Source organism: Vibrio sp. MOR3, assembly GCF_001557775.1.
Taxonomy (GTDB): Bacteria; Pseudomonadota; Gammaproteobacteria; order Enterobacterales; family Vibrionaceae; genus Vibrio; species Vibrio jasicida.
Window position 1 is genome coordinate 94840 of record NZ_LNRD01000013.1, and the last position, 18124, is coordinate 112963.

The window sequence follows — 18124 nt, forward strand, 5'->3', positions numbered from 1 at the left end:
TCTTTTTTTGATGTTATTTGCGTTTTCTTGGTAACCACCAAGCCAAAATAAGGCTCAGTGCTGCCCAGATATATAATGGCCAAGTACCAAAGGTGCGATAAGGTGTTTGTCCGTCTGTCGGAACCAACTCTGCGCGCAATACCGCTGTCTCAAACTGAGGGATTTGCTCGATTATCTTACCTTTATGATCAGTAACAGCTGTCAAACCATTATTGGTTGAACGAATCAGCGGTTTTCCAAGCTCCAATGCACGCATACGTGCGATTTCCATATGTTGTAGTGGACCAATGGAGTGACCGAACCAAGCATCATTTGATAGCGTTAGTATGAAGTCAGTATCGTCTGTGACGTTCTGACGAACTTGTTCGCTAAAGATGATCTCGTAGCACAAAGCCGGGTCCATATGTTTACCATTCGCCACAATGTTTGGTTGTACGAAATCGCCACGGCTGAACGATGACATTGGTAAGTTGAAGAAGGGCGCTAATGGACGTAACACCTCTTCAAATGGAACAAATTCACCAAATGGAAGTAAGTGATGCTTGTGATAGCGTTTGTCTAAATCAAAGCTGTAATCGCCGTATGGATTCACACCCAGCGAGAGAATGCTGTTGTAGAACTGGCCGTCTTCTCCTTGGTTAACCACGCCGGTGATGATCGCGCTGTTATTCATTTTCGCCGCAGCATCGATGTTTCTCAAGAACGACGGGACTTCGATTTCAAATGCCGGAATCGCAGCCTCAGGCCAAACGATGATGTCGGCATCCCAGTTTTCACGCGTTAAGTCGGCATACTTCATGATGGTTGGCCAGCGTTGGCTTGGTAGCCATTTTAGATTCTGATCAACATTACCTTGGATTAAGGCGACTTTAGTTGTGTCTTCCGGACGGGGTGTCACCCAGTCGTATTGGCTGATGCCAAAACCTGCGCTGAGCAAAACCACGGGGATAATGACCATCAGCCACTGCTTATGCACCCAAGCGTAAGCCAGAGAACCAGCACTCATTAGTATGAATAAGGTCAGGAGCTCAACACCACCAATAGGTGCGAAGCTGGCCAATGGGCCATCAATTTGGCTGTAACCCAGCCACAACCATGGAAAGCCTGTCATCACCCAGCCACGCAGCCAATCAGTAACTAGCCATAACGCTGGAGCTGCCAGTAGGGCTTTGCTTATGGTGAACTCAGGGAAGAACTTATTGCTGAGCCAAGCAAACAGGCCGGTGTAAACCGACAGGTAAGCGATCAGTAGGCCCATTAGGAAGACGTTTGCAATCAGCGGCATACCGCCAAAGCCAGCAATGCTGACGTAAACCCAACTTACACCCGTGGCGAATTGTCCTAAACCCCATGCATAACCGATCCAAAGTGCACGCTTAGGTGATTGGTTTGCAAGAAGAATAAGAAGGATAGCAGGGCTGAGTATGGCAATAGGCCATAACTGGTAAGGAGCAAATGCTAGGGTAGTGGAAGCGCCAACAAAAGCGGCCACTAAGGGCCGCTTTAGGCGATGAAAGAGTACATTCATCATTATATTTTTCTGATATTCCCGTTGTTAGGGTATCGCGTTACTCTTGAGTGGCTTCAACCAGCGTTTCTTCGTCTGGAATCGTCACTTGGAGTTGAATGACACGACGGTTATCGGCAGCGGTGACTTTGAAGTTATAGCCTTCAATTTCGACCAACTCACCACGAGATGGTAAGTGACCAAAGGCAGTCATTACCATACCACCTACAGTATCCACTTCTTCATCGCTGAAGTCGGTACCGAATGTCTCATTAAACTCTTCAATGGTTGTCAGAGCTCTGACAGCAAAGGTATGCTTGCTTAGCTTACGGATATCGGTTTCTTCTTCGTCATCGAACTCATCTTCAATATCCCCTACGATTTCTTCAAGGATATCTTCGATTGTTACTAGACCAGAAACGCCACCGAATTCGTCGACAACAATCGCCATGTGATAACGTTCTTCACGGAATTCTTTTAGCAGGCGGTCGACACGTTTACTTTCCGGTACAACCACTGCTTGTCGAATTACTTCTTCGATATCAAATGGGTTACTGCCTGAGCCCAAGTATTTGAGTAAGTCCTTCGCTAATAGAATGCCTTCTACATGGTCTTTATCTTCGCTGATCACAGGGTAGCGAGAGTGTTGAGCATCAGTAATTAGAGCGATCAAAGTATCAAGATCGTCTGTGCGCTCAACCGTAACCATTTGCGAACGCGGGATCATGATGTCACGCACGCGCATTTCAGAGATTTCCATAACACCTTCAAGCATGTCGCGGGTGTCGTGGTCAATCAGGTCGTTGATTTCTGAGTCGCGGATAACATCCACAAGCTCTTGGCGGTCTTTTGGTTCGCCTTGAAATAGTTGACCTAGACGTTCAAAGAAGGACTTTCTACTCGGACCTTCTGCCTTTTCTTTCTTGCCTTCATTAGAAGAGGGAGAATTATCTTCGTTCATTGTTTCTCAATTAAGTAACGCTATCAGATGTGTGATAGCTCACATAGAAAAGCGATCACGAGGTCGCACCTAGGTGGTTCGCTTTTCCCTGTCGAGCAACCAAAGTTACTCTTTTTCAGCAATGTACGGGTCTTCGTAACCCATGCCTTGCATGATTTCTGTCTCGAGGGATTCCATCTCTTCAGCTTCATCATCCTCGATATGATCATAACCTAGCAGATGCAAGCTGCCATGTACAACCATATGCGCCCAATGTGCTAGTAGAGGCTTGTTCTGCTCAATTGCCTCTTTTTCAACTACTTGGCGACAGATTATCAAATCGCCTAGGAGATCCATTTCCATACCAGGTGGTACTTCGAATGGGAAAGACAGCACATTAGTCGGCTTATCTTTACCACGGTATTCGTGGTTTAGCTCGTGACTTTCTTGCTCGTCGACAATACGAATCGTCAGTTCCGCTTGAGGCTGAAATAGAGGAATAGTCTTATCTAGCCACAATTGGAAATCTTGCTCAGAAGGTAAACCTTCTTCATTTTCGACTGCCAGTTGCAAATCAAGTTCAATTGCCATGTTTATTCCTTACTCGCCGCGACTTGTGAACTCAGCTCTGCTTTTGCTGCTTCTAGCAATTTAGCATCACGTTCTTCGCGTCGGCGTTTTTCAAACTCTTTGCGCTCTTTTTGGTCTTGCGCTTCCCACTTCTCATAAGCATTAACAATACGAGCAACCACTGGGTGGCGCACGACATCGTCTGCTTGGAAGAAGTTAAAGCTGATGTCATCAACTTCACTCAGTACTTCAATTGCGTGGCGAAGACCTGATTTTGCACCGCGTGGTAAGTCAATCTGGGTAACGTCACCAGTCACAACGGCACGAGAGTTGAAGCCGATACGGGTCAGGAACATCTTCATTTGCTCAACCGTGGTGTTTTGACTCTCATCAAGAATGATGAAAGCGTCGTTCAAAGTACGACCACGCATGTAAGCAAGAGGCGCAACCTCTATCACGTTACGTTCAATCAGCTTTTCTACGCGCTCAAAACCCAGCATTTCAAATAGGGCATCGTAGAGAGGACGTAGGTATGGGTCGACTTTCTGGCTCAAATCACCAGGTAGGAAGCCCAGTTTCTCACCTGCTTCAACCGCAGGGCGAGTTAATAGAATACGACGGATCTCTTGACGCTCTAGTGCGTCAACGGCTGCTGCAACCGCGAGATAGGTTTTACCTGTACCCGCAGGACCGATACCGAAAGTGATATCGTGCGTCACCATGTTCATCAAGTATTGACCTTGATTCGGTGTACGCGGCTTGATCACGCCTTTTTTGGTTTTTACGAAGACTTCTTTGCCGTGCTCGAACGTTGATTCTGTCGTCTGTTCCAGTACGCCTGATTCTTTGATTGCCAGATGGATCTGTTCTGGCTCAATGTCAGGTGTTTCACCACGAACGGGTGCTGTTTCTACGTATAGGGTTTTGAGAATATCCAGCGCAGCTGCCGCGGTATGAGGTTTACCCACGATGGTGAAAAGATCGCTACGGTGGTTGATTTCAACGCCTAAACGACGTTCTAAATGCTTGATGTTGTCATCGAATGGACCGCACAGGCTTGCAAGTCGGCGGTTGTCTGAAGGTTCTAGATTGATTTCTAGCGTTACGATTTTATTGCTCAATGTTGCCTCTCATTTTATGCCACTTAACGAGAGCCTGACAACGACCAGGCTCTCAATGGCTATTTGTACGAGCTTATGGCGTAAAAGTAGCTACACCTAGCTCATCTTCGCGACGTGTTTTCGCCATCATTTGCATTGGTGAAATCACACTACGAAGGTCCATGTCTTTTTCTGTACGTACTAGCTCACCACGTAGTGAGTTAGCAAATACGTCCGTAATCTTCACGTCAACGAACTGACCGATTAGGTCTGCGCTACCTTCAAAGTTTACTACACGGTTGTTTTCTGTACGAGCACGTAGCTCCATTAGGTTCTTTTTAGAAGGACCTTCAACCAGAACGCGTTGCTCAGTGTCTAGCATTAGACGAGAGTAGCGCATTGCTTGTGTGTTTACGGTTTGTTGCAGCTCGTATAGACGCTCTTTCTTCACTTGCTCTGATAGGTCACAAGGGTAATCTGCCGCTGGTGTCCCTGGGCGTGGAGAGAAGATAAAGCTGAAGCTCATGTCAAAGTCTACGTCTTTGATTAGCTTCATTGTGTCTTGGAAATCTTTGTCTGTTTCACCAGGGAAACCAACGATAAAGTCTGAACTGATTTGGATATCAGGACGTGCTTTACGTAGCTTACGGATGATCGACTTGTATTCGATGCCAGTGTGAGGACGTTTCATCATAGTCAGCACTCGGTCACTACCACTTTGTACTGGTAGGTGAAGGAAGCTTACTAGCTCAGGTGTGTCTTCGTATACTGCGATGATGTCATCAGTAAACTCTAATGGATGGCTTGTTGTAAAGCGGATACGATCAATACCATCGATAGACGCAACCAAACGAAGCAGTTCTGCGAATGAACAGATCTCACCGTCGTGCATAGGACCACGGTACGCGTTTACGTTTTGGCCCAGTAGGTTTACTTCGCGGACGCCTTGTTCTGCTAGTTGTGCGATTTCGAACAGTACGTCATCCATTGGGCGGCTTACTTCTTCACCGCGAGTGTACGGCACTACACAGTAAGTACAGTACTTAGAACAACCTTCCATGATAGAAACGAACGCTGTCGCACCTTCAGCACGAGGCTCTGGTAGACGGTCGAACTTTTCGATCTCTGGGAATGAAATGTCCATGACTGGTGCTTCATCCGATTGAGATTGCTTAATCATCTCAGGAAGACGGTGAAGGGTTTGTGGACCAAAAATTACGTCAACGTATGGAGCACGTTGACGAATGTGATCGCCTTCTTGAGTTGCTACACAACCACCAACGCCGATAACCACGCCAGGTTTTTTATCTTTTAGTGTTTTCCAACGACCAAGCTGGTGGAAAACTTTCTCTTGCGCCTTTTCACGGATCGAACAGGTGTTAAGTAGAAGTACGTCTGCTTCCTCTGGCTCTTCGGTCAGCTCATAGCCGTTTGCAGCATTAAGCAGGTCGGCCATTTTTGATGAATCGTATTCGTTCATCTGGCAGCCCCAGGTTTTAATTAGCAGTTTCTTACTCATCTCACTTTCGCTCGTTCAGTTGTACTTAAATCGGAGAGCTATTGCTCAAATTATAGCCGCCATCTCGGCGGTAAGCGGCGTATTGTACTGCTTTAAAAAGCACCTGACTAGTGATCTGACGAATTCTCTGCAAACCCTGATGAAATCTAGATTTTTACCCCATACGAAGCAAGGTTTTGTATTAAAGAATTTTGTAAAAATAGCCGTGGAACGTACAATTAAAAAACGCCAAATAATCAATACGATGAAGAGCAAAAAATGAACAAGTATGATATCGCCGTAATCGGTGGCGGCATGGTCGGTGCAGCGATGGCTGTCGGGTTTGCTAAGCAGGGCAGAAGTGTTGTGGTTGTGGAAGGTGCTGAACCTAAGGCTTTTGAAGCTTCTCAAGCCTTGGATATTCGTGTTTCAGCAATCTCACACCAATCAGTAAAGTTACTTGATTCATTAGATGCGTGGTCAGCAATTGAGAGCATGCGAGTGTGTCCTTATCGTCGTTTGGAAACGTGGGAACACCCAGAGTGCCGTACTCGTTTTCACTCTGATGAACTGTCACTAGAGCAGCTAGGCTATATCGTTGAAAACCGACTAATCCAACTTGGTCTTTGGCAAGTTTTCGCACAGTACGACAACTTAACGGTGATGTGCCCAGAGCGATTGAAAGACATCGAATTTGCCGAGGTAAACAGTGTAACGTTAGAAAGTGGCGAGCAGTTTGAGGCTAGTTGGGTGATTGGTGCCGATGGCGCGAACTCGAAAGTTCGGCAATTGGCGGGTATTGGCGTAACCGCGTGGGATTACCGTCAACACTGCATGCTGATCAACGTGAAAACCGAACTTCCTCAACAAGACATCACTTGGCAGCAATTTACTCCGTCAGGTCCACGTTCGTTCTTGCCGCTATGCTCATTAACTGAAGATGGTAAAGAAGTGGGGCAGGGTTCGCTGGTTTGGTATGACTCACCAAAACGTATTAAGCAATTGTGTGCGATGACGAACCCCCAGCTAAAAGAAGAGATCTTACGTCACTTCCCAGCTGAATTGGGCGATATCAACGTTTTACAGTTTGGTTCATTCCCACTGACTCGTCGTCATGCTCAAAGTTATTCAAACAAGAATTGCGTGTTAGTGGGCGACTCTGCCCATACAATTAACCCACTTGCTGGGCAAGGCGTGAATCTTGGCTTCAAGGATGTTGATGTCCTGCTTTCAGTGACGGATCAGCAAGAGCAACTTAATGATTCATTACTCGCCAAGTATGAGCGCGCTCGTCGACCAGATAACTTGCTAATGCAAACTGGCATGGATGTGTTCTACAAAGGCTTTAGTAATGATTTAGGGCCACTGAAGTTCGCTCGTAATGCGGCATTAAAATTGGCTGAAAACTCAGGACCGATCAAAGCACAAGTATTGAAGTATGCACTAGGTATGTAAATACCTCTTAGTATATAGAAAGCGTTCGATAGAAAAGCAACAGATAGAAAAAAAGCGAGCCATGAGCTCGCTTTTTTAATTCGATAAATCAGAGATCTACCGAGTCCAGAATCGGAAAAAAGAAAAAACCCAGCAAATTAATGCTGGGTTTTTCAATCATGGTGCGGTCGGAGAGACTTGAACTCTCACACCTTGCGGCGCCAGAACCTAAATCTGGTGCGTCTACCAATTCCGCCACGACCGCATCGTATTTTTTAGTCACTAAGGTAATTGGTATAACCTTAACAACGTTTTGTAATGGCAGGGCTACCTGGATTCGAACCAGGGAATGGCGGCATCAAAAGCCGCTGCCTTACCGCTTGGCGATAGCCCTACAGGTCTTAGTCTTTCAACTAAGTGCTTTCCACTTAAGGAAAGTATGGTGCGGTCGGAGAGACTTGAACTCTCACACCTTGCGGCGCCAGAACCTAAATCTGGTGCGTCTACCAATTCCGCCACGACCGCATCGTGTTTTTTTAGTTACTAAGGTAATTGGTATAACCTTAACAACGTTTTGTAATGGCAGGGCTACCTGGATTCGAACCAGGGAATGGCGGCATCAAAAGCCGCTGCCTTACCGCTTGGCGATAGCCCTACAGGTCTTAGTCTTTCAGCTAAGTGCTTTCCATTTAAGGAAAGTATGGTGCGGTCGGAGAGACTTGAACTCTCACACCTTGCGGCGCCAGAACCTAAATCTGGTGCGTCTACCAATTCCGCCACGACCGCGCTTTAATGCTTCTGATCAATAGTCGTAAGTATAAACTATTTATCTGAATAAATGGTGGCTACGACGGGATTCGAACCTGTGACCCCATCATTATGAGTGATGTGCTCTAACCAGCTGAGCTACGTAGCCAACAATATGTTTTAACAACATATGTATTCTTTTAATTAAGATGGTGCGGTCGGAGAGACTTGAACTCTCACACCTTGCGGCGCCAGAACCTAAATCTGGTGCGTCTACCAATTCCGCCACGACCGCATCTTAATTGTTGTTATCGAGAGAATTGGTAAAACCTCAATAACGTCCCTTTAAAGGGAGAATAATGGCAGGTCTACCTGGATTCGAACCAGGGAATGGCGGCATCAAAAGCCGCTGCCTTACCGCTTGGCGATAGACCTACGGGTGATAGTCAAAAGACATATCAAATTAGAAAAGTATGGTGCGGTCGGAGAGACTTGAACTCTCACACCTTGCGGCGCCAGAACCTAAATCTGGTGCGTCTACCAATTCCGCCACGACCGCGACTTTTCTAAATCATCTAGGAAATTGGTAAAACCTAGACAATAAAATAAATGGTGGCTACGACGGGATTCGAACCTGTGACCCCATCATTATGAGTGATGTGCTCTAACCAGCTGAGCTACGTAGCCAACAATATGTTTTAACAACATATGTATTCTTTTAATTAAGATGGTGCGGTCGGAGAGACTTGAACTCTCACACCTTGCGGCGCCAGAACCTAAATCTGGTGCGTCTACCAATTCCGCCACGACCGCATCTTAATTGTTGTTATCGAGAGAATTGGTAAAACCTCAATAACGTCCCTTTAAAGGGATAATATGGCAGGGCTACCTGGATTCGAACCAGGGAATGGCGGCATCAAAAGCCGCTGCCTTACCGCTTGGCGATAGCCCTACAATGCTCTAATAAAAGAGACTTTAATAATGGTGCGGTCGGAGAGACTTGAACTCTCACACCTTGCGGCGCCAGAACCTAAATCTGGTGCGTCTACCAATTCCGCCACGACCGCATAACTACTGAGTAAACTCAATAATTAAAATAGTGGCAGGTCTACCTGGATTCGAACCAGGGAATGGCGGCATCAAAAGCCGCTGCCTTACCGCTTGGCGATAGACCTGCAGGCAATAAATATATGGTGCGGTCGGAGAGACTTGAACTCTCACACCTTGCGGCGCCAGAACCTAAATCTGGTGCGTCTACCAATTCCGCCACGACCGCATATATTTATTTAAGTAGTTTCAAGATGGTGCGGTCGGAGAGACTTGAACTCTCACACCTTGCGGCGCCAGAACCTAAATCTGGTGCGTCTACCAATTCCGCCACGACCGCATCTTGAAATCTATTAACCATTAGTTAATTGGTAAAAACTAATCGTTATAATTTTTCTTTCATTAAGAAAGAATGGTGGCTACGACGGGATTCGAACCTGTGACCCCATCATTATGAGTGATGTGCTCTAACCAGCTGAGCTACGTAGCCATCTTTTTGAGCGAGACAATATAAACCTTCACGCTCTAAGTGACAACCCTTTTTCTTAAAGGAATCCCACTTTGGAATAATGGCAGGTCTACCTGGATTCGAACCAGGGAATGGCGGCATCAAAAGCCGCTGCCTTACCGCTTGGCGATAGACCTGCAGGCAGTAGTATTTCTACCACTTAATACATGGTGCGGTCGGAGAGACTTGAACTCTCACACCTTACGGCGCCAGAACCTAAATCTGGTGCGTCTACCAATTCCGCCACGACCGCATCTATTCCTAACAATTCTAATAAAAGAACGTTTAGGAATGGTGGCTACGACGGGATTCGAACCTGTGACCCCATCATTATGAGTGATGTGCTCTAACCAGCTGAGCTACGTAGCCAATACCATGTTTTCCGTTCTCGTCGCTAAGTTGCCTTGTTGTCGGGAACGGCGCGCATTATGCGAAGTTGAGTGAGATCCGTCAACAGTTTTTTTCAATAAATCCCGCAAAATCCATCGTTCGCTTCCTTTTTAAACAAAGAGGCGTGTTTATGATCTAAAACTGGAAATAAATTGGCTTGGAGCGAGGGAGTTTATTTTGTGTTGTTTATGAAAGGTATAAAAAAAGCCAGCATGCTAGCTGGCTTTTTTTGTAAATGAAGTGTTTAAAATTCATTCACTTAGTTATACGTTGAAGCGGAAGTGTACAACATCACCATCTTTAACGATGTATTCTTTACCTTCTAGACGCCATTTACCCGCGTCTTTCGCACCGCTTTCACCGTTGAATTGGATGAAATCATCGTAGCCGACAACTTCTGCACGGATGAAGCCTTTTTCAAAGTCAGTGTGGATTTTACCAGCTGCTTTAGGTGCGCTTGCACCAACAGGGATTGTCCAAGCACGAACTTCTTTCACGCCGGCGGTGAAGTAAGTGTGTAGGTTAAGCAGTTCGTAACCTGCACGAATTACACGGTTTAGACCAGGTTCTTCGATGCCGAGATCTGCAAGGAACTCTTCACGCTCGTCGTCTTCTAGCTCAGCCATTTCTGATTCGATAGCCGCACATACTGGAACAACTACGTTGTTTTCTTTTTCCGCGTACTCACGTACAGCGTCTAGGTATGCGTTATCTTCAAAACCGTCTTCGTTCACGTTAGCGATGTACATAGTCGGTTTTAGCGTCAGGAAGTTTAGGTAACCTACTGCTGCTAGCTCTTCTTTAGAAAGCTCAACAGTACGTGCCATGCCGCCTTCTGTCAGAACTGGAAGTAGCTTCTCTAGCACAGTCAGTTCGAATTTCGCGTCTTTATCGCCGCCTTTTGCTTTTTTAGCGTTACGCTGAATCGCGCGCTCACAAGCATCAAGGTCAGCCATTGCTAGCTCAAGGTTGATAACTTCAATATCTTCGATTGGAGATACTTTACCAGCAACGTGAACGATGTTGTCGTTTTCAAAACAACGTACAACGTGACCAATCGCGTCAGTTTCACGGATGTTCGCTAGGAATTTGTTACCTAGACCTTCACCGCGTGATGCACCAGCAACGAGACCAGCGATGTCTACGAATTCCATTGTAGTAGGCAGAACTTTCTGTGGGTTAACGATCTTCGCTAGTGCGTCTAGACGTAGATCTGGCACAGGAACCACACCAGTGTTTGGTTCAATGGTACAGAACGGGAAGTTTGCTGCTTCAATACCCGCTTTAGTTAGTGCGTTAAACAGAGTTGATTTACCAACGTTAGGTAGACCAACGATGCCACATTTAAAACCCATGATAGTAACCTTATTCAGCTTTGAACGTGTGGAGGCGATTTTGCGCTTTTGATAGGCCATCCTTTATTAGGATGTCTAGACAACGAACCGACTCGTCGGCTGCGGCGTCTAGTAGCTCTTGCTCTTTCGCTGGAGCTTTGCCTAGTACAAAACCTGCCACTTTATCTTTGTGTCCCGGATGGCCGATGCCGATACGAAGACGATAAAAATCTTTGTTATTGCCCATTTTGCTAATCGTATCACGTAGGCCATTGTGACCTCCGTGACCACCACCTTTCTTAAACTTAGCGACACCTGGAGGTAAGTCTAGCTCGTCATGAGCAACCATGATCTCTTCTGGTTTAATTTGATAAAACTTCGCTAATGCCGCGATCGCTTTACCAGAAAGATTCATAAACGTGGTGGGGATGAGCAAACGGAGATCCTGGCCATTGACCATAATGCGTCCGGTTAGGCCAAAGAACTTTGGTTCGTTCTTCAGGGTAACGTTGTGAACGCGAGCTAATTCTTCTACAACCCAAGCGCCCGCATTGTGGCGAGTTTTGGCGTATTCTGGTCCCGGATTAGCAAGACCAACAAGAAGTTTGATTGGTTGAGTCAAGGTTAGGATCTCTCTGGAATCTCAAAAAGCGCAGTATGATAGCACAGAATTCTCACAGTGGGCGACCAAGGGATTTTCTGCCTATCGATACAAATAAAAAAACACCCCAAAGAGGGGTGCTTTTAAAATCAGTCTAACTGAAATGTTCGTATTAGTTGAACATTGCAGAGATTGACTCTTCGTTGCTGATACGACGAATCGCTTCAGCTAGCATGCGAGATAGGCTTAGTGTGGTCACTTTGCCAGTTGCAGCCATCTCTTTAGATAGAGAGATAGAGTCAGTTACGATAACTTGGTCAAGAACAGAGTTCTTGATGTTGTCTGCAGCGTTGCCAGAGAAAACAGCGTGAGTTGCGTAAGCGAATACACGCTTAGCACCGCGCTCTTTTAGCGCTTCAGCTGCTTTACATAGTGTGCCACCTGTATCGATCATGTCATCAACGATCACACAGTCACGACCTTCAACGTCACCGATTAGGTTCATTACTTCAGAAACGTTTGCACGTGGACGACGCTTGTCAACGATAGCGATGTCGATGTCGCCTAGTGCTTTCGCTGTTGCACGAGCACGAACTACGCCACCTAGGTCAGGAGAAACCACTACTGGGTTTTCTAGACCACGAGATTGCATATCTTCTAGCAGTACAGGCGTACCGAAGATGTTATCAACAGGTACATCGAAGAAGCCTTGGATTTGCTCAGCGTGTAGGTCGATAGTCAGAACGCGGTCAACACCAACGTTAGATAGGAAATCAGCAACAACTTTTGCAGTAATTGGCACACGAGAAGAACGTACACGACGATCTTGGCGAGCGTAGCCGAAGTAAGGAATAACTGCAGTGATACGGCCTGCTGAAGCACGGCGCATTGCATCAATCATAACAACCAATTCCATTAGGTTGTCGTTAGTCGGTGCACAAGTGGATTGAATGATAAAAACATCGCTACCACGAACATTCTCGTTGATTTGAACTGCAACTTCGCCATCAGAAAAGCGAGAAACAGATGCATCACCTAGAGAGATGTAAAGACGATCAGCAATACGTTGGGCTAGTTCAGGTGTTGCGTTACCAGCAAATAGCTTCATATCAGGCACGGTGGAAACCTCGGGTTTGCGTCCAGTTTTAAATAGGTCGGTGTTGGGCTGATTGGTATTCAGCCAAAGTCTCTTTTAGTGGCGAGATATTGCGCCCTTGAGCGACAAATGCCGAGACATTATCAGAGAGTTGTGCAAGGATAGCTTTTGCTTCCGCTTTGCTTGAAAATTCAGCAAAAACGCAAGATCCTGTCCCCGTCAATCTTGACGGCGCGTATTGTAGCAGCCATGAAAGTTGCTTATCAACCTCTGGGTAGAGCATTCGTACAATTTTTTCGCAATCGTTTACGCTTGGCGTGTTTAAAAGCGTTTCTAAATCGCGTTTTGGCGTGTTTCGAGTCAAATCCGGATGACTGAATATGTCGACGGTTGCAATGGAAACATTTGGACGAACGACCAAATACCATTTCTCATCTGGATGAGCTGGCAAAAGTTTCTCGCCAACACCTTCCGCAAACGCTGCAAAGCCACGCACAAAAACGGGTACATCAGCACCAAGCGCAAGGCCGATTTCGGCTAATTCATCATCACTTAAGTGGGTTTGCCATAGGTAATTAAGCGCAACTAAGGCCGTTGCCGCATTAGATGAACCTCCGCCAATACCACCGCCCATAGGTAAGATCTTATGAAGATCGATATGTGCACCGTATGAGCAATTAGCGTAGCGTTGCAATGCTGTGGCGGCTTTCCAGATCAAGTTGTCTTTTAGAGGAACACCTTCAATTTCAGGTGAAATTGTGATCTCGCCAGAGCCATTCGCTTGGATGCTAAGTTCATCGCCGTGATCGACGAATTGGAATAAGGTTTGTAATTCGTGGTAGCCGTTTTCAGTTCGGCCATTGATATAAAGAAAGAGATTCAATTTCGCTGGTGAAGGCCAGCGGGTTGAAAATTCGATCATTGGGTGATGTTCCATTTTGTGATCACTAAATTAATTTTTACGTCTGCGGTACTTAGCTTGAGTTTGTTCGGTAATGGCAACGCTTGTTCGTGCCAGGCCACATCCCCATACCGTTGGTAGGCAATGTTCCAATCGTTCATACCAATCTGCTTGTCCAGCGCTTGCAAGGTATTGGTCGCTGAGAGTTGGAAGGAGTCTGCATCCGTTGGAAGGCCAAGTAGCCAATCCGGCATGTGATCAACAGGCATCATTAAGCCCGTTAATCGGTAAATCAATTGATTGGCATTACGCGCAGAAAGTACTTGGTCGTCATAGGTTTCTACAGTCGCACCTTGTGGTGTAATCGTGAGTTTTAATGCGGTTTGACCAAGTAGAGTAGTTAAGCGTAATTGGCTTAAGGTGGAAGAGTGTTTCCAGAAAAAATTCAGACTTTGCCTTTGGTCGGGGCCAATGTAGCCAAGCTTGCCCGTGGCTTGAAAGTTATCAATGGTTTCTAGTCGCTGTTCATGTGCTTGCCACTCAACGCTGGTGACACTCTCAGGAACAGAACTACAACCTGCAAGTACTATGCTCGATAAGAGCAAGATGAGAAAGGAGCGTAAGGTCATGTTTGATGGCTTATTAATCAGTTTCATCGGTAATCGCTCACAACTATAGCACTGAAAACAGAGACGAAGGAAAACAAATCCTGCTTACCCTTTCAATAAATGCGTGCTTACAGTAAAATTCTGAACCTATTTTATAACCGATCTCAGAGATACCACGTTAGATGTCCTTGCTTGCTATTGGAATCAATCACAATACAGCGTCTGTTGACTTGCGAGAGAAAGTGGCGTTCGGACCCGATAAACTGGGCCCAGCACTTGAGCAACTCAGAGACCATGAAGCCGTTAATGGTAGTGTGATTGTTTCAACCTGTAACCGTACCGAAGTGTACTGCGACGTAAAGCAAGGAGCGCGAAATAAGCTTATCGACTGGTTAGTCCAGTTCCATCAAGTTAATCAAGAAGACTTGATGCCGAGCCTTTATGTCCATGAAGAGCAAGCGGCGATTAAGCACTTGATGCGTGTTTCTTGCGGCCTTGATTCACTGGTACTTGGTGAGCCTCAGATTTTGGGTCAGGTAAAACAAGCGTTTTCCGATTCCCGAGATCATCAGGCGGTGGATACGTCGATTGATAAGTTGTTCCAAAAAACTTTTTCTGTCGCAAAACGTGTTCGAACTGAAACTGATATTGGTGGTAATGCGGTGTCAGTGGCTTACGCTGCTTGTACACTGGCAAAACACATCTTCGAATCACTTTCTGATTCTACGGTGTTGTTGGTGGGCGCGGGCGAAACCATCGAACTGGTGGCGAAGCACTTAGCCTCCAATGGCTGCAAGAAAATGATTGTGGCTAACCGAACCAAAGAGCGTGCATTGTTATTGGCAGAGCAATTTGGTGCTGAGGTGATCAGCCTGAATGAAATTCCTGACCATCTACCAAGAGCGGATATCGTAATTAGCTCAACAGCGAGTCCGTTACCTATCATCGGTAAAGGCATGGTGGAAACGGCATTGAAAAAACGTCGTCACCAGCCAATCTTGCTTGTAGATATCGCCGTGCCACGAGATGTGGAAGCGCAAGTCGGTGAATTGAGCGATGCTTACTTGTATTCGGTGGATGACTTACAGTCGATCATCGATAACAACATTGAGCAACGTAAAGTCGAAGCGATTCAAGCGGAAGCGATTGTTAGCGAAGAAAGTGCAGCATTCATGACGTGGATGCGCTCGCTGCAAGCGGTCGACAGTATTCGTGATTATCGTAAATCGGCGAACGAAATTCGTGAAGAATTATTGAGTAAGAGCCTACAATCATTGGCAACGGGCGCAGATCCTGAAAAGGTCCTGCGTGAGCTTAGTAATAAACTCACCAACAAACTGATTCACGCTCCTACTCGTGCATTGCAAAGTGCGGCCGAGCAGGGCGAACCAGCAAAATTAACGGTTATCCGCCAGACCCTTGGTTTGGATGATCTGTAACTCACGCTTTTTATTAAGAAAACGACACTATGAAAGCCTCTATTCTGACTAAGCTAGAAACGCTAGTAGAACGTTACGAAGAAGTACAACATCTTCTTGGTGATCCTGATGTAATTGGTGATCAGGACAAATTCCGTGCTCTATCAAAAGAGTACTCGCAGCTAGAAGAAGTAACTCAGTGCTTCCAAGCGTATCAGCAGGCAAAAGAAGATCTAGAAGCTGCTGAAGAGATGGCGAACGAAGACGACGAAGAAATGCGTGAAATGGCGCAAGAAGAGATCAAAGAAGCAAAAGAGGCGATTGAGCGTCTTACTGACGAGCTTCAAATCTTATTGCTACCAAAAGATCCAAACGACGAGCGTAACTGTTTCTTAGAAATCCGTGCGGGCGCAGGTGGTGACGAAGCGGGTATCTTCGCAGGTAACTTGTTCCGCATGTATTCTAAGTTCGCTGAGAAGAAAGGATGGCGCGTTGAAGTGATGAGCAGCAATGACTCAGAACAAGGCGGCTACAAAGAGATGATCGCGAAAGTGAGCGGCGATGGCGTTTACGGTGTGCTTAAGTTTGAATCAGGTGGTCACCGTGTACAACGTGTACCTGAGACTGAATCTCAAGGTCGTGTTCACACTTCAGCGTGTACCGTGGCAGTGATGCCTGAGATCCCAGAAGCGGACTTACCAGAAATCAAAGCAGCCGATCTGAAGATTGATACATTCCGTGCATCTGGTGCGGGTGGTCAGCACGTCAACACCACGGATTCTGCAATCCGTATTACCCACTTACCAACAGGTACAGTAGTAGAGTGTCAAGACGAGCGTTCACAGCATAAGAACAAAGCGAAAGCGATGGCAGTACTTGCTGCTCGTATCGTTCAAGCGGAAGAAGAGCGTCGTGCTGCAGAAGTCTCTGATACACGTCGTAACCTACTAGGTTCAGGTGACCGTAGTGACCGTATCCGTACTTACAACTACCCGCAAGGTCGTGTATCTGACCACCGCATTAACCTAACTATCTACCGTTTGAACGAAGTGATGGAAGGTGACCTGCAAAGCTTGATTGAACCAGTGGTTCAAGAGCACCAAGCAGACCAACTTGCGGCGCTAGCTGAGAACAACTAATCGATGAGCCAAGTTCAATCGATTGAGCAAGCACTGAAAAGTGCAACGGCAATTCTGACAGAAGGCGGCAAAGAGTCGCCTTCTCTCGATGCGGCTGTCCTCCTTTGTCACGTCCTAGGCAAACCAAGAAGCTACCTGCTCACTTGGCCAGAAAGAGCATTAGAAGCGGAACAACAAGCTCAGTTTGAGATGTTGTTAGAAAGACGCATCGCAGGTGAACCAGTGGCTTACATCATTGGTGAACGTGAGTTCTGGTCTTTGCCGTTAAAAGTCTCCCCTTCTACCTTAATTCCAAGACCAGATACCGAACGTTTGGTTGAAGTCGCACTAGATAAAACCTTTGATCAGACCGGGCCGATTCTTGACCTTGGTACAGGCACAGGAGCGATTGCCTTAGCTTTAGCGTCTGAAATGCCAGCGCGTCAAGTGACGGGCGTGGATTTAAAACAAGAAGCAAAAGAGCTTGCAGAGTACAACGCGGTGCAACTAAACATTAAAAATGTGACGTTTGACCAAGGTAGCTGGTTTGAACCTATTGCCAGCGGAACAAAGTTTGCTTTAATTGTCTCCAATCCACCATATATCGACGAAAAAGACCCACACCTATCTCAAGGTGATGTGCGTTTTGAGCCAAAATCTGCGCTTGTTGCAGACGAGAATGGCTTAGCGGACATTCGATATATCTCCGATCTTGCTCGTCAATATTTGCAAGAGGGTGGATGGCTTGCTTTCGAGCATGGTTACGATCAAGGTGATGCAGTACGCGAAATCCTGACGAACTTTGGTTTCGAGCAAGTGATGACAGAAAAAGATTACGGCGGTAACGACCGAGTGACGCTTGGTTGCTTTAAGCCAAAATAATAACGAGCAAGTCAGCAGTAAACTTATAAAAGAGAAGAGAAATGTACGTAGCTCTAAAACACATTCACTTGGTGACGATCGCGCTGAGTGCAACACTATTGTCTATCCGATTTGCGTTGTTGATGATGAATTCTCCGAAACTCAACAATCGCTTTCTGAAAATTTTCCCGCATATTGTTGATACCGCGCTACTGCTATCTGGTATCGGTCTTATCATGGTGACCGGCTTTATTCCATTTACGGATGCTGCGCCTTGGTTAACCAACAAGATCACTTGTGTGTTGGCGTACATTGCTCTTGGTTTCTTTGCGATGAAGATGGCGAAGAACAAGTTGCTGAGAATCTTTGCTTTCTTCGGTGCTTTAGGCTGGTTGGTTATGGCCGCGAATATTGCCGTTTCTAAAAATCCAAACCTATTTGGGTAA

15 protein-coding genes and 20 tRNA genes are annotated in these 18124 nt (G+C 46.2%); 5 read left to right on the plus strand and 30 right to left on the minus strand.

Going from position 1 to position 18124, the window contains the following annotated elements:
* Positions 1-13: 13 nt before the first annotated feature.
* The 5 genes from lnt to miaB all read right to left on the minus strand — a co-directional run bounded on the left by lnt (position 14) and on the right by miaB (position 5636).
* Positions 14-1531 carry an apolipoprotein N-acyltransferase gene (gene lnt, locus ATB76_RS20850; protein WP_038875832.1) on the minus strand — a complete coding sequence of 506 codons (1518 nt, stop codon included), beginning with the start codon at positions 1529-1531 and terminating at the stop codon, positions 14-16.
* A 37-nt stretch (positions 1532-1568) separates the two neighbouring features.
* A complete protein-coding gene (corC, locus tag ATB76_RS20855; protein ID WP_038873816.1) occupies positions 1569-2468 on the minus strand; it encodes a CNNM family magnesium/cobalt transport protein CorC in 900 nt (299 codons plus the stop codon).
* A gap of 105 nt (positions 2469-2573) precedes the next feature.
* Positions 2574-3038 (minus strand): rRNA maturation RNase YbeY, encoded by a 465-nt coding sequence (gene ybeY, locus ATB76_RS20860; protein WP_038875833.1) that lies wholly within the window; start codon positions 3036-3038, stop codon positions 2574-2576.
* Positions 3039-3040: 2 nt separating this feature from the next.
* A complete protein-coding gene (locus ATB76_RS20865; RefSeq protein ID WP_038873820.1) occupies positions 3041-4138 on the minus strand; it encodes a PhoH family protein in 1098 nt (365 codons plus the stop codon).
* 73 nt (positions 4139-4211) lie between these two features.
* Positions 4212-5636: a tRNA (N6-isopentenyl adenosine(37)-C2)-methylthiotransferase MiaB gene (gene miaB, locus ATB76_RS20870; protein ID WP_038873822.1), complete on the minus strand. Its 1425-nt coding sequence runs from the start codon at positions 5634-5636 to the stop codon at positions 4212-4214.
* A gap of 258 nt (positions 5637-5894) precedes the next feature.
* Between miaB and ATB76_RS20875 the strand changes: the two genes are divergently transcribed.
* Positions 5895-7070, plus strand: a complete 1176-nt coding sequence (locus ATB76_RS20875; RefSeq protein ID WP_061036073.1) for a 2-octaprenyl-3-methyl-6-methoxy-1,4-benzoquinol hydroxylase — start codon at positions 5895-5897, stop codon at positions 7068-7070.
* A gap of 159 nt (positions 7071-7229) precedes the next feature.
* On the opposite strand, the gene ATB76_RS20880 is transcribed toward ATB76_RS20875, so the two are convergent.
* The 25 genes from ATB76_RS20880 to lolB all read right to left on the minus strand — a co-directional run bounded on the left by ATB76_RS20880 (position 7230) and on the right by lolB (position 14329).
* Positions 7230-7314 (minus strand) — tRNA-Leu (locus ATB76_RS20880).
* Between the two features lie 54 nt (positions 7315-7368).
* Positions 7369-7443, minus strand: a tRNA-Gln gene (locus ATB76_RS20885).
* A 46-nt stretch (positions 7444-7489) separates the two neighbouring features.
* A tRNA-Leu gene (locus ATB76_RS20890) sits at positions 7490-7574 on the minus strand.
* 55 nt (positions 7575-7629) lie between these two features.
* Positions 7630-7704, minus strand: a tRNA-Gln gene (locus tag ATB76_RS20895).
* A 46-nt stretch (positions 7705-7750) separates the two neighbouring features.
* A tRNA-Leu gene (locus tag ATB76_RS20900) sits at positions 7751-7835 on the minus strand.
* Positions 7836-7888: 53 nt separating this feature from the next.
* Positions 7889-7965 (minus strand) — tRNA-Met (locus tag ATB76_RS20905).
* Between the two features lie 41 nt (positions 7966-8006).
* Positions 8007-8091, minus strand: a tRNA-Leu gene (locus tag ATB76_RS20910).
* A 65-nt stretch (positions 8092-8156) separates the two neighbouring features.
* Positions 8157-8231: transfer RNA gene (locus ATB76_RS20915), tRNA-Gln, on the minus strand.
* A gap of 39 nt (positions 8232-8270) precedes the next feature.
* A tRNA-Leu gene (locus ATB76_RS20920) sits at positions 8271-8355 on the minus strand.
* Between the two features lie 51 nt (positions 8356-8406).
* Positions 8407-8483 (minus strand) — tRNA-Met (locus ATB76_RS20925).
* 41 nt (positions 8484-8524) lie between these two features.
* A tRNA-Leu gene (locus ATB76_RS20930) sits at positions 8525-8609 on the minus strand.
* A 64-nt stretch (positions 8610-8673) separates the two neighbouring features.
* Positions 8674-8748: transfer RNA gene (locus ATB76_RS20935), tRNA-Gln, on the minus strand.
* A 30-nt stretch (positions 8749-8778) separates the two neighbouring features.
* Positions 8779-8863: transfer RNA gene (locus ATB76_RS20940), tRNA-Leu, on the minus strand.
* A gap of 33 nt (positions 8864-8896) precedes the next feature.
* Positions 8897-8971, minus strand: a tRNA-Gln gene (locus ATB76_RS20945).
* 16 nt (positions 8972-8987) lie between these two features.
* Positions 8988-9072, minus strand: a tRNA-Leu gene (locus ATB76_RS20950).
* Between the two features lie 26 nt (positions 9073-9098).
* Positions 9099-9183, minus strand: a tRNA-Leu gene (locus ATB76_RS20955).
* Positions 9184-9256: 73 nt separating this feature from the next.
* A tRNA-Met gene (locus tag ATB76_RS20960) sits at positions 9257-9333 on the minus strand.
* Between the two features lie 80 nt (positions 9334-9413).
* A tRNA-Gln gene (locus tag ATB76_RS20965) sits at positions 9414-9488 on the minus strand.
* A gap of 31 nt (positions 9489-9519) precedes the next feature.
* Positions 9520-9604: transfer RNA gene (locus ATB76_RS20970), tRNA-Leu, on the minus strand.
* A 39-nt stretch (positions 9605-9643) separates the two neighbouring features.
* Positions 9644-9720: transfer RNA gene (locus ATB76_RS20975), tRNA-Met, on the minus strand.
* Positions 9721-10004: 284 nt separating this feature from the next.
* Positions 10005-11096, minus strand: coding sequence for a redox-regulated ATPase YchF (gene ychF, locus ATB76_RS20980; RefSeq protein ID WP_038872793.1), 1092 nt, complete (start codon positions 11094-11096; stop codon positions 10005-10007).
* 10 nt (positions 11097-11106) lie between these two features.
* The gene (pth, locus tag ATB76_RS20985) at positions 11107-11697 is read right to left on the minus strand and encodes an aminoacyl-tRNA hydrolase (RefSeq protein WP_038872796.1); all 591 of its coding nucleotides are present in this window, start codon (positions 11695-11697) and stop codon (positions 11107-11109) included.
* A gap of 151 nt (positions 11698-11848) precedes the next feature.
* The gene (locus ATB76_RS20990; RefSeq protein ID WP_010446481.1) at positions 11849-12793 is read right to left on the minus strand and encodes a ribose-phosphate pyrophosphokinase; all 945 of its coding nucleotides are present in this window, start codon (positions 12791-12793) and stop codon (positions 11849-11851) included.
* A 28-nt stretch (positions 12794-12821) separates the two neighbouring features.
* Positions 12822-13694, minus strand: coding sequence for a 4-(cytidine 5'-diphospho)-2-C-methyl-D-erythritol kinase (ispE, locus tag ATB76_RS20995; protein ID WP_061036074.1), 873 nt, complete (start codon positions 13692-13694; stop codon positions 12822-12824).
* Entirely contained in the window at positions 13691-14329 is a 639-nt protein-coding gene (gene lolB, locus ATB76_RS21000; protein WP_080774326.1) for a lipoprotein insertase outer membrane protein LolB, read from the minus strand. The genes ispE and lolB overlap by 4 nt, the downstream gene beginning before the upstream one ends.
* A 134-nt stretch (positions 14330-14463) precedes the next feature.
* Here lolB and hemA point away from each other — a divergent pair, with 134 nt between their 5' ends.
* The 4 genes from hemA to ATB76_RS21020 are packed head-to-tail and all read left to right on the plus strand — an operon-like array spanning position 14464 to position 18124.
* Entirely contained in the window at positions 14464-15720 is a 1257-nt protein-coding gene (gene hemA, locus ATB76_RS21005) for a glutamyl-tRNA reductase (RefSeq protein ID WP_061036075.1), read from the plus strand.
* Positions 15721-15749: 29 nt separating this feature from the next.
* Positions 15750-16838, plus strand: a complete 1089-nt coding sequence (gene prfA, locus ATB76_RS21010) for a peptide chain release factor 1 (protein ID WP_038872803.1) — start codon at positions 15750-15752, stop codon at positions 16836-16838.
* A 3-nt stretch (positions 16839-16841) separates the two neighbouring features.
* A complete protein-coding gene (gene prmC, locus ATB76_RS21015; protein WP_061036076.1) occupies positions 16842-17699 on the plus strand; it encodes a peptide chain release factor N(5)-glutamine methyltransferase in 858 nt (285 codons plus the stop codon).
* A 41-nt stretch (positions 17700-17740) separates the two neighbouring features.
* Positions 17741-18124: a SirB2 family protein gene (locus ATB76_RS21020; RefSeq protein ID WP_038872806.1), complete on the plus strand. Its 384-nt coding sequence runs from the start codon at positions 17741-17743 to the stop codon at positions 18122-18124.

Coding starts and splice junctions, on each gene's coding strand:
- lnt (WP_038875832.1), bottom strand. CDS start 1,531: ATGATGAATGTACTCTTTCATCGCCTAAAGCGGCCCTTAGTGGCCGCT.
- corC (WP_038873816.1), bottom strand. CDS start 2,468: ATGAACGAAGATAATTCTCCCTCTTCTAATGAAGGCAAGAAAGAAAAG.
- ybeY (WP_038875833.1), bottom strand. CDS start 3,038: ATGGCAATTGAACTTGATTTGCAACTGGCAGTCGAAAATGAAGAAGGT.
- miaB (WP_038873822.1), bottom strand. CDS start 5,636: ATGAGTAAGAAACTGCTAATTAAAACCTGGGGCTGCCAGATGAACGAA.
- ATB76_RS20875 (WP_061036073.1), top strand. CDS start 5,895: ATGAACAAGTATGATATCGCCGTAATCGGTGGCGGCATGGTCGGTGCA.
- ychF (WP_038872793.1), bottom strand. CDS start 11,096: ATGGGTTTTAAATGTGGCATCGTTGGTCTACCTAACGTTGGTAAATCA.
- ispE (WP_061036074.1), bottom strand. CDS start 13,694: ATGATCGAATTTTCAACCCGCTGGCCTTCACCAGCGAAATTGAATCTC.
- lolB (WP_080774326.1), bottom strand. CDS start 14,329: ATGAAACTGATTAATAAGCCATCAAACATGACCTTACGCTCCTTTCTC.
- hemA (WP_061036075.1), top strand. CDS start 14,464: ATGTCCTTGCTTGCTATTGGAATCAATCACAATACAGCGTCTGTTGAC.
- prfA (WP_038872803.1), top strand. CDS start 15,750: ATGAAAGCCTCTATTCTGACTAAGCTAGAAACGCTAGTAGAACGTTAC.
- prmC (WP_061036076.1), top strand. CDS start 16,842: ATGAGCCAAGTTCAATCGATTGAGCAAGCACTGAAAAGTGCAACGGCA.
- ATB76_RS21020 (WP_038872806.1), top strand. CDS start 17,741: ATGTACGTAGCTCTAAAACACATTCACTTGGTGACGATCGCGCTGAGT.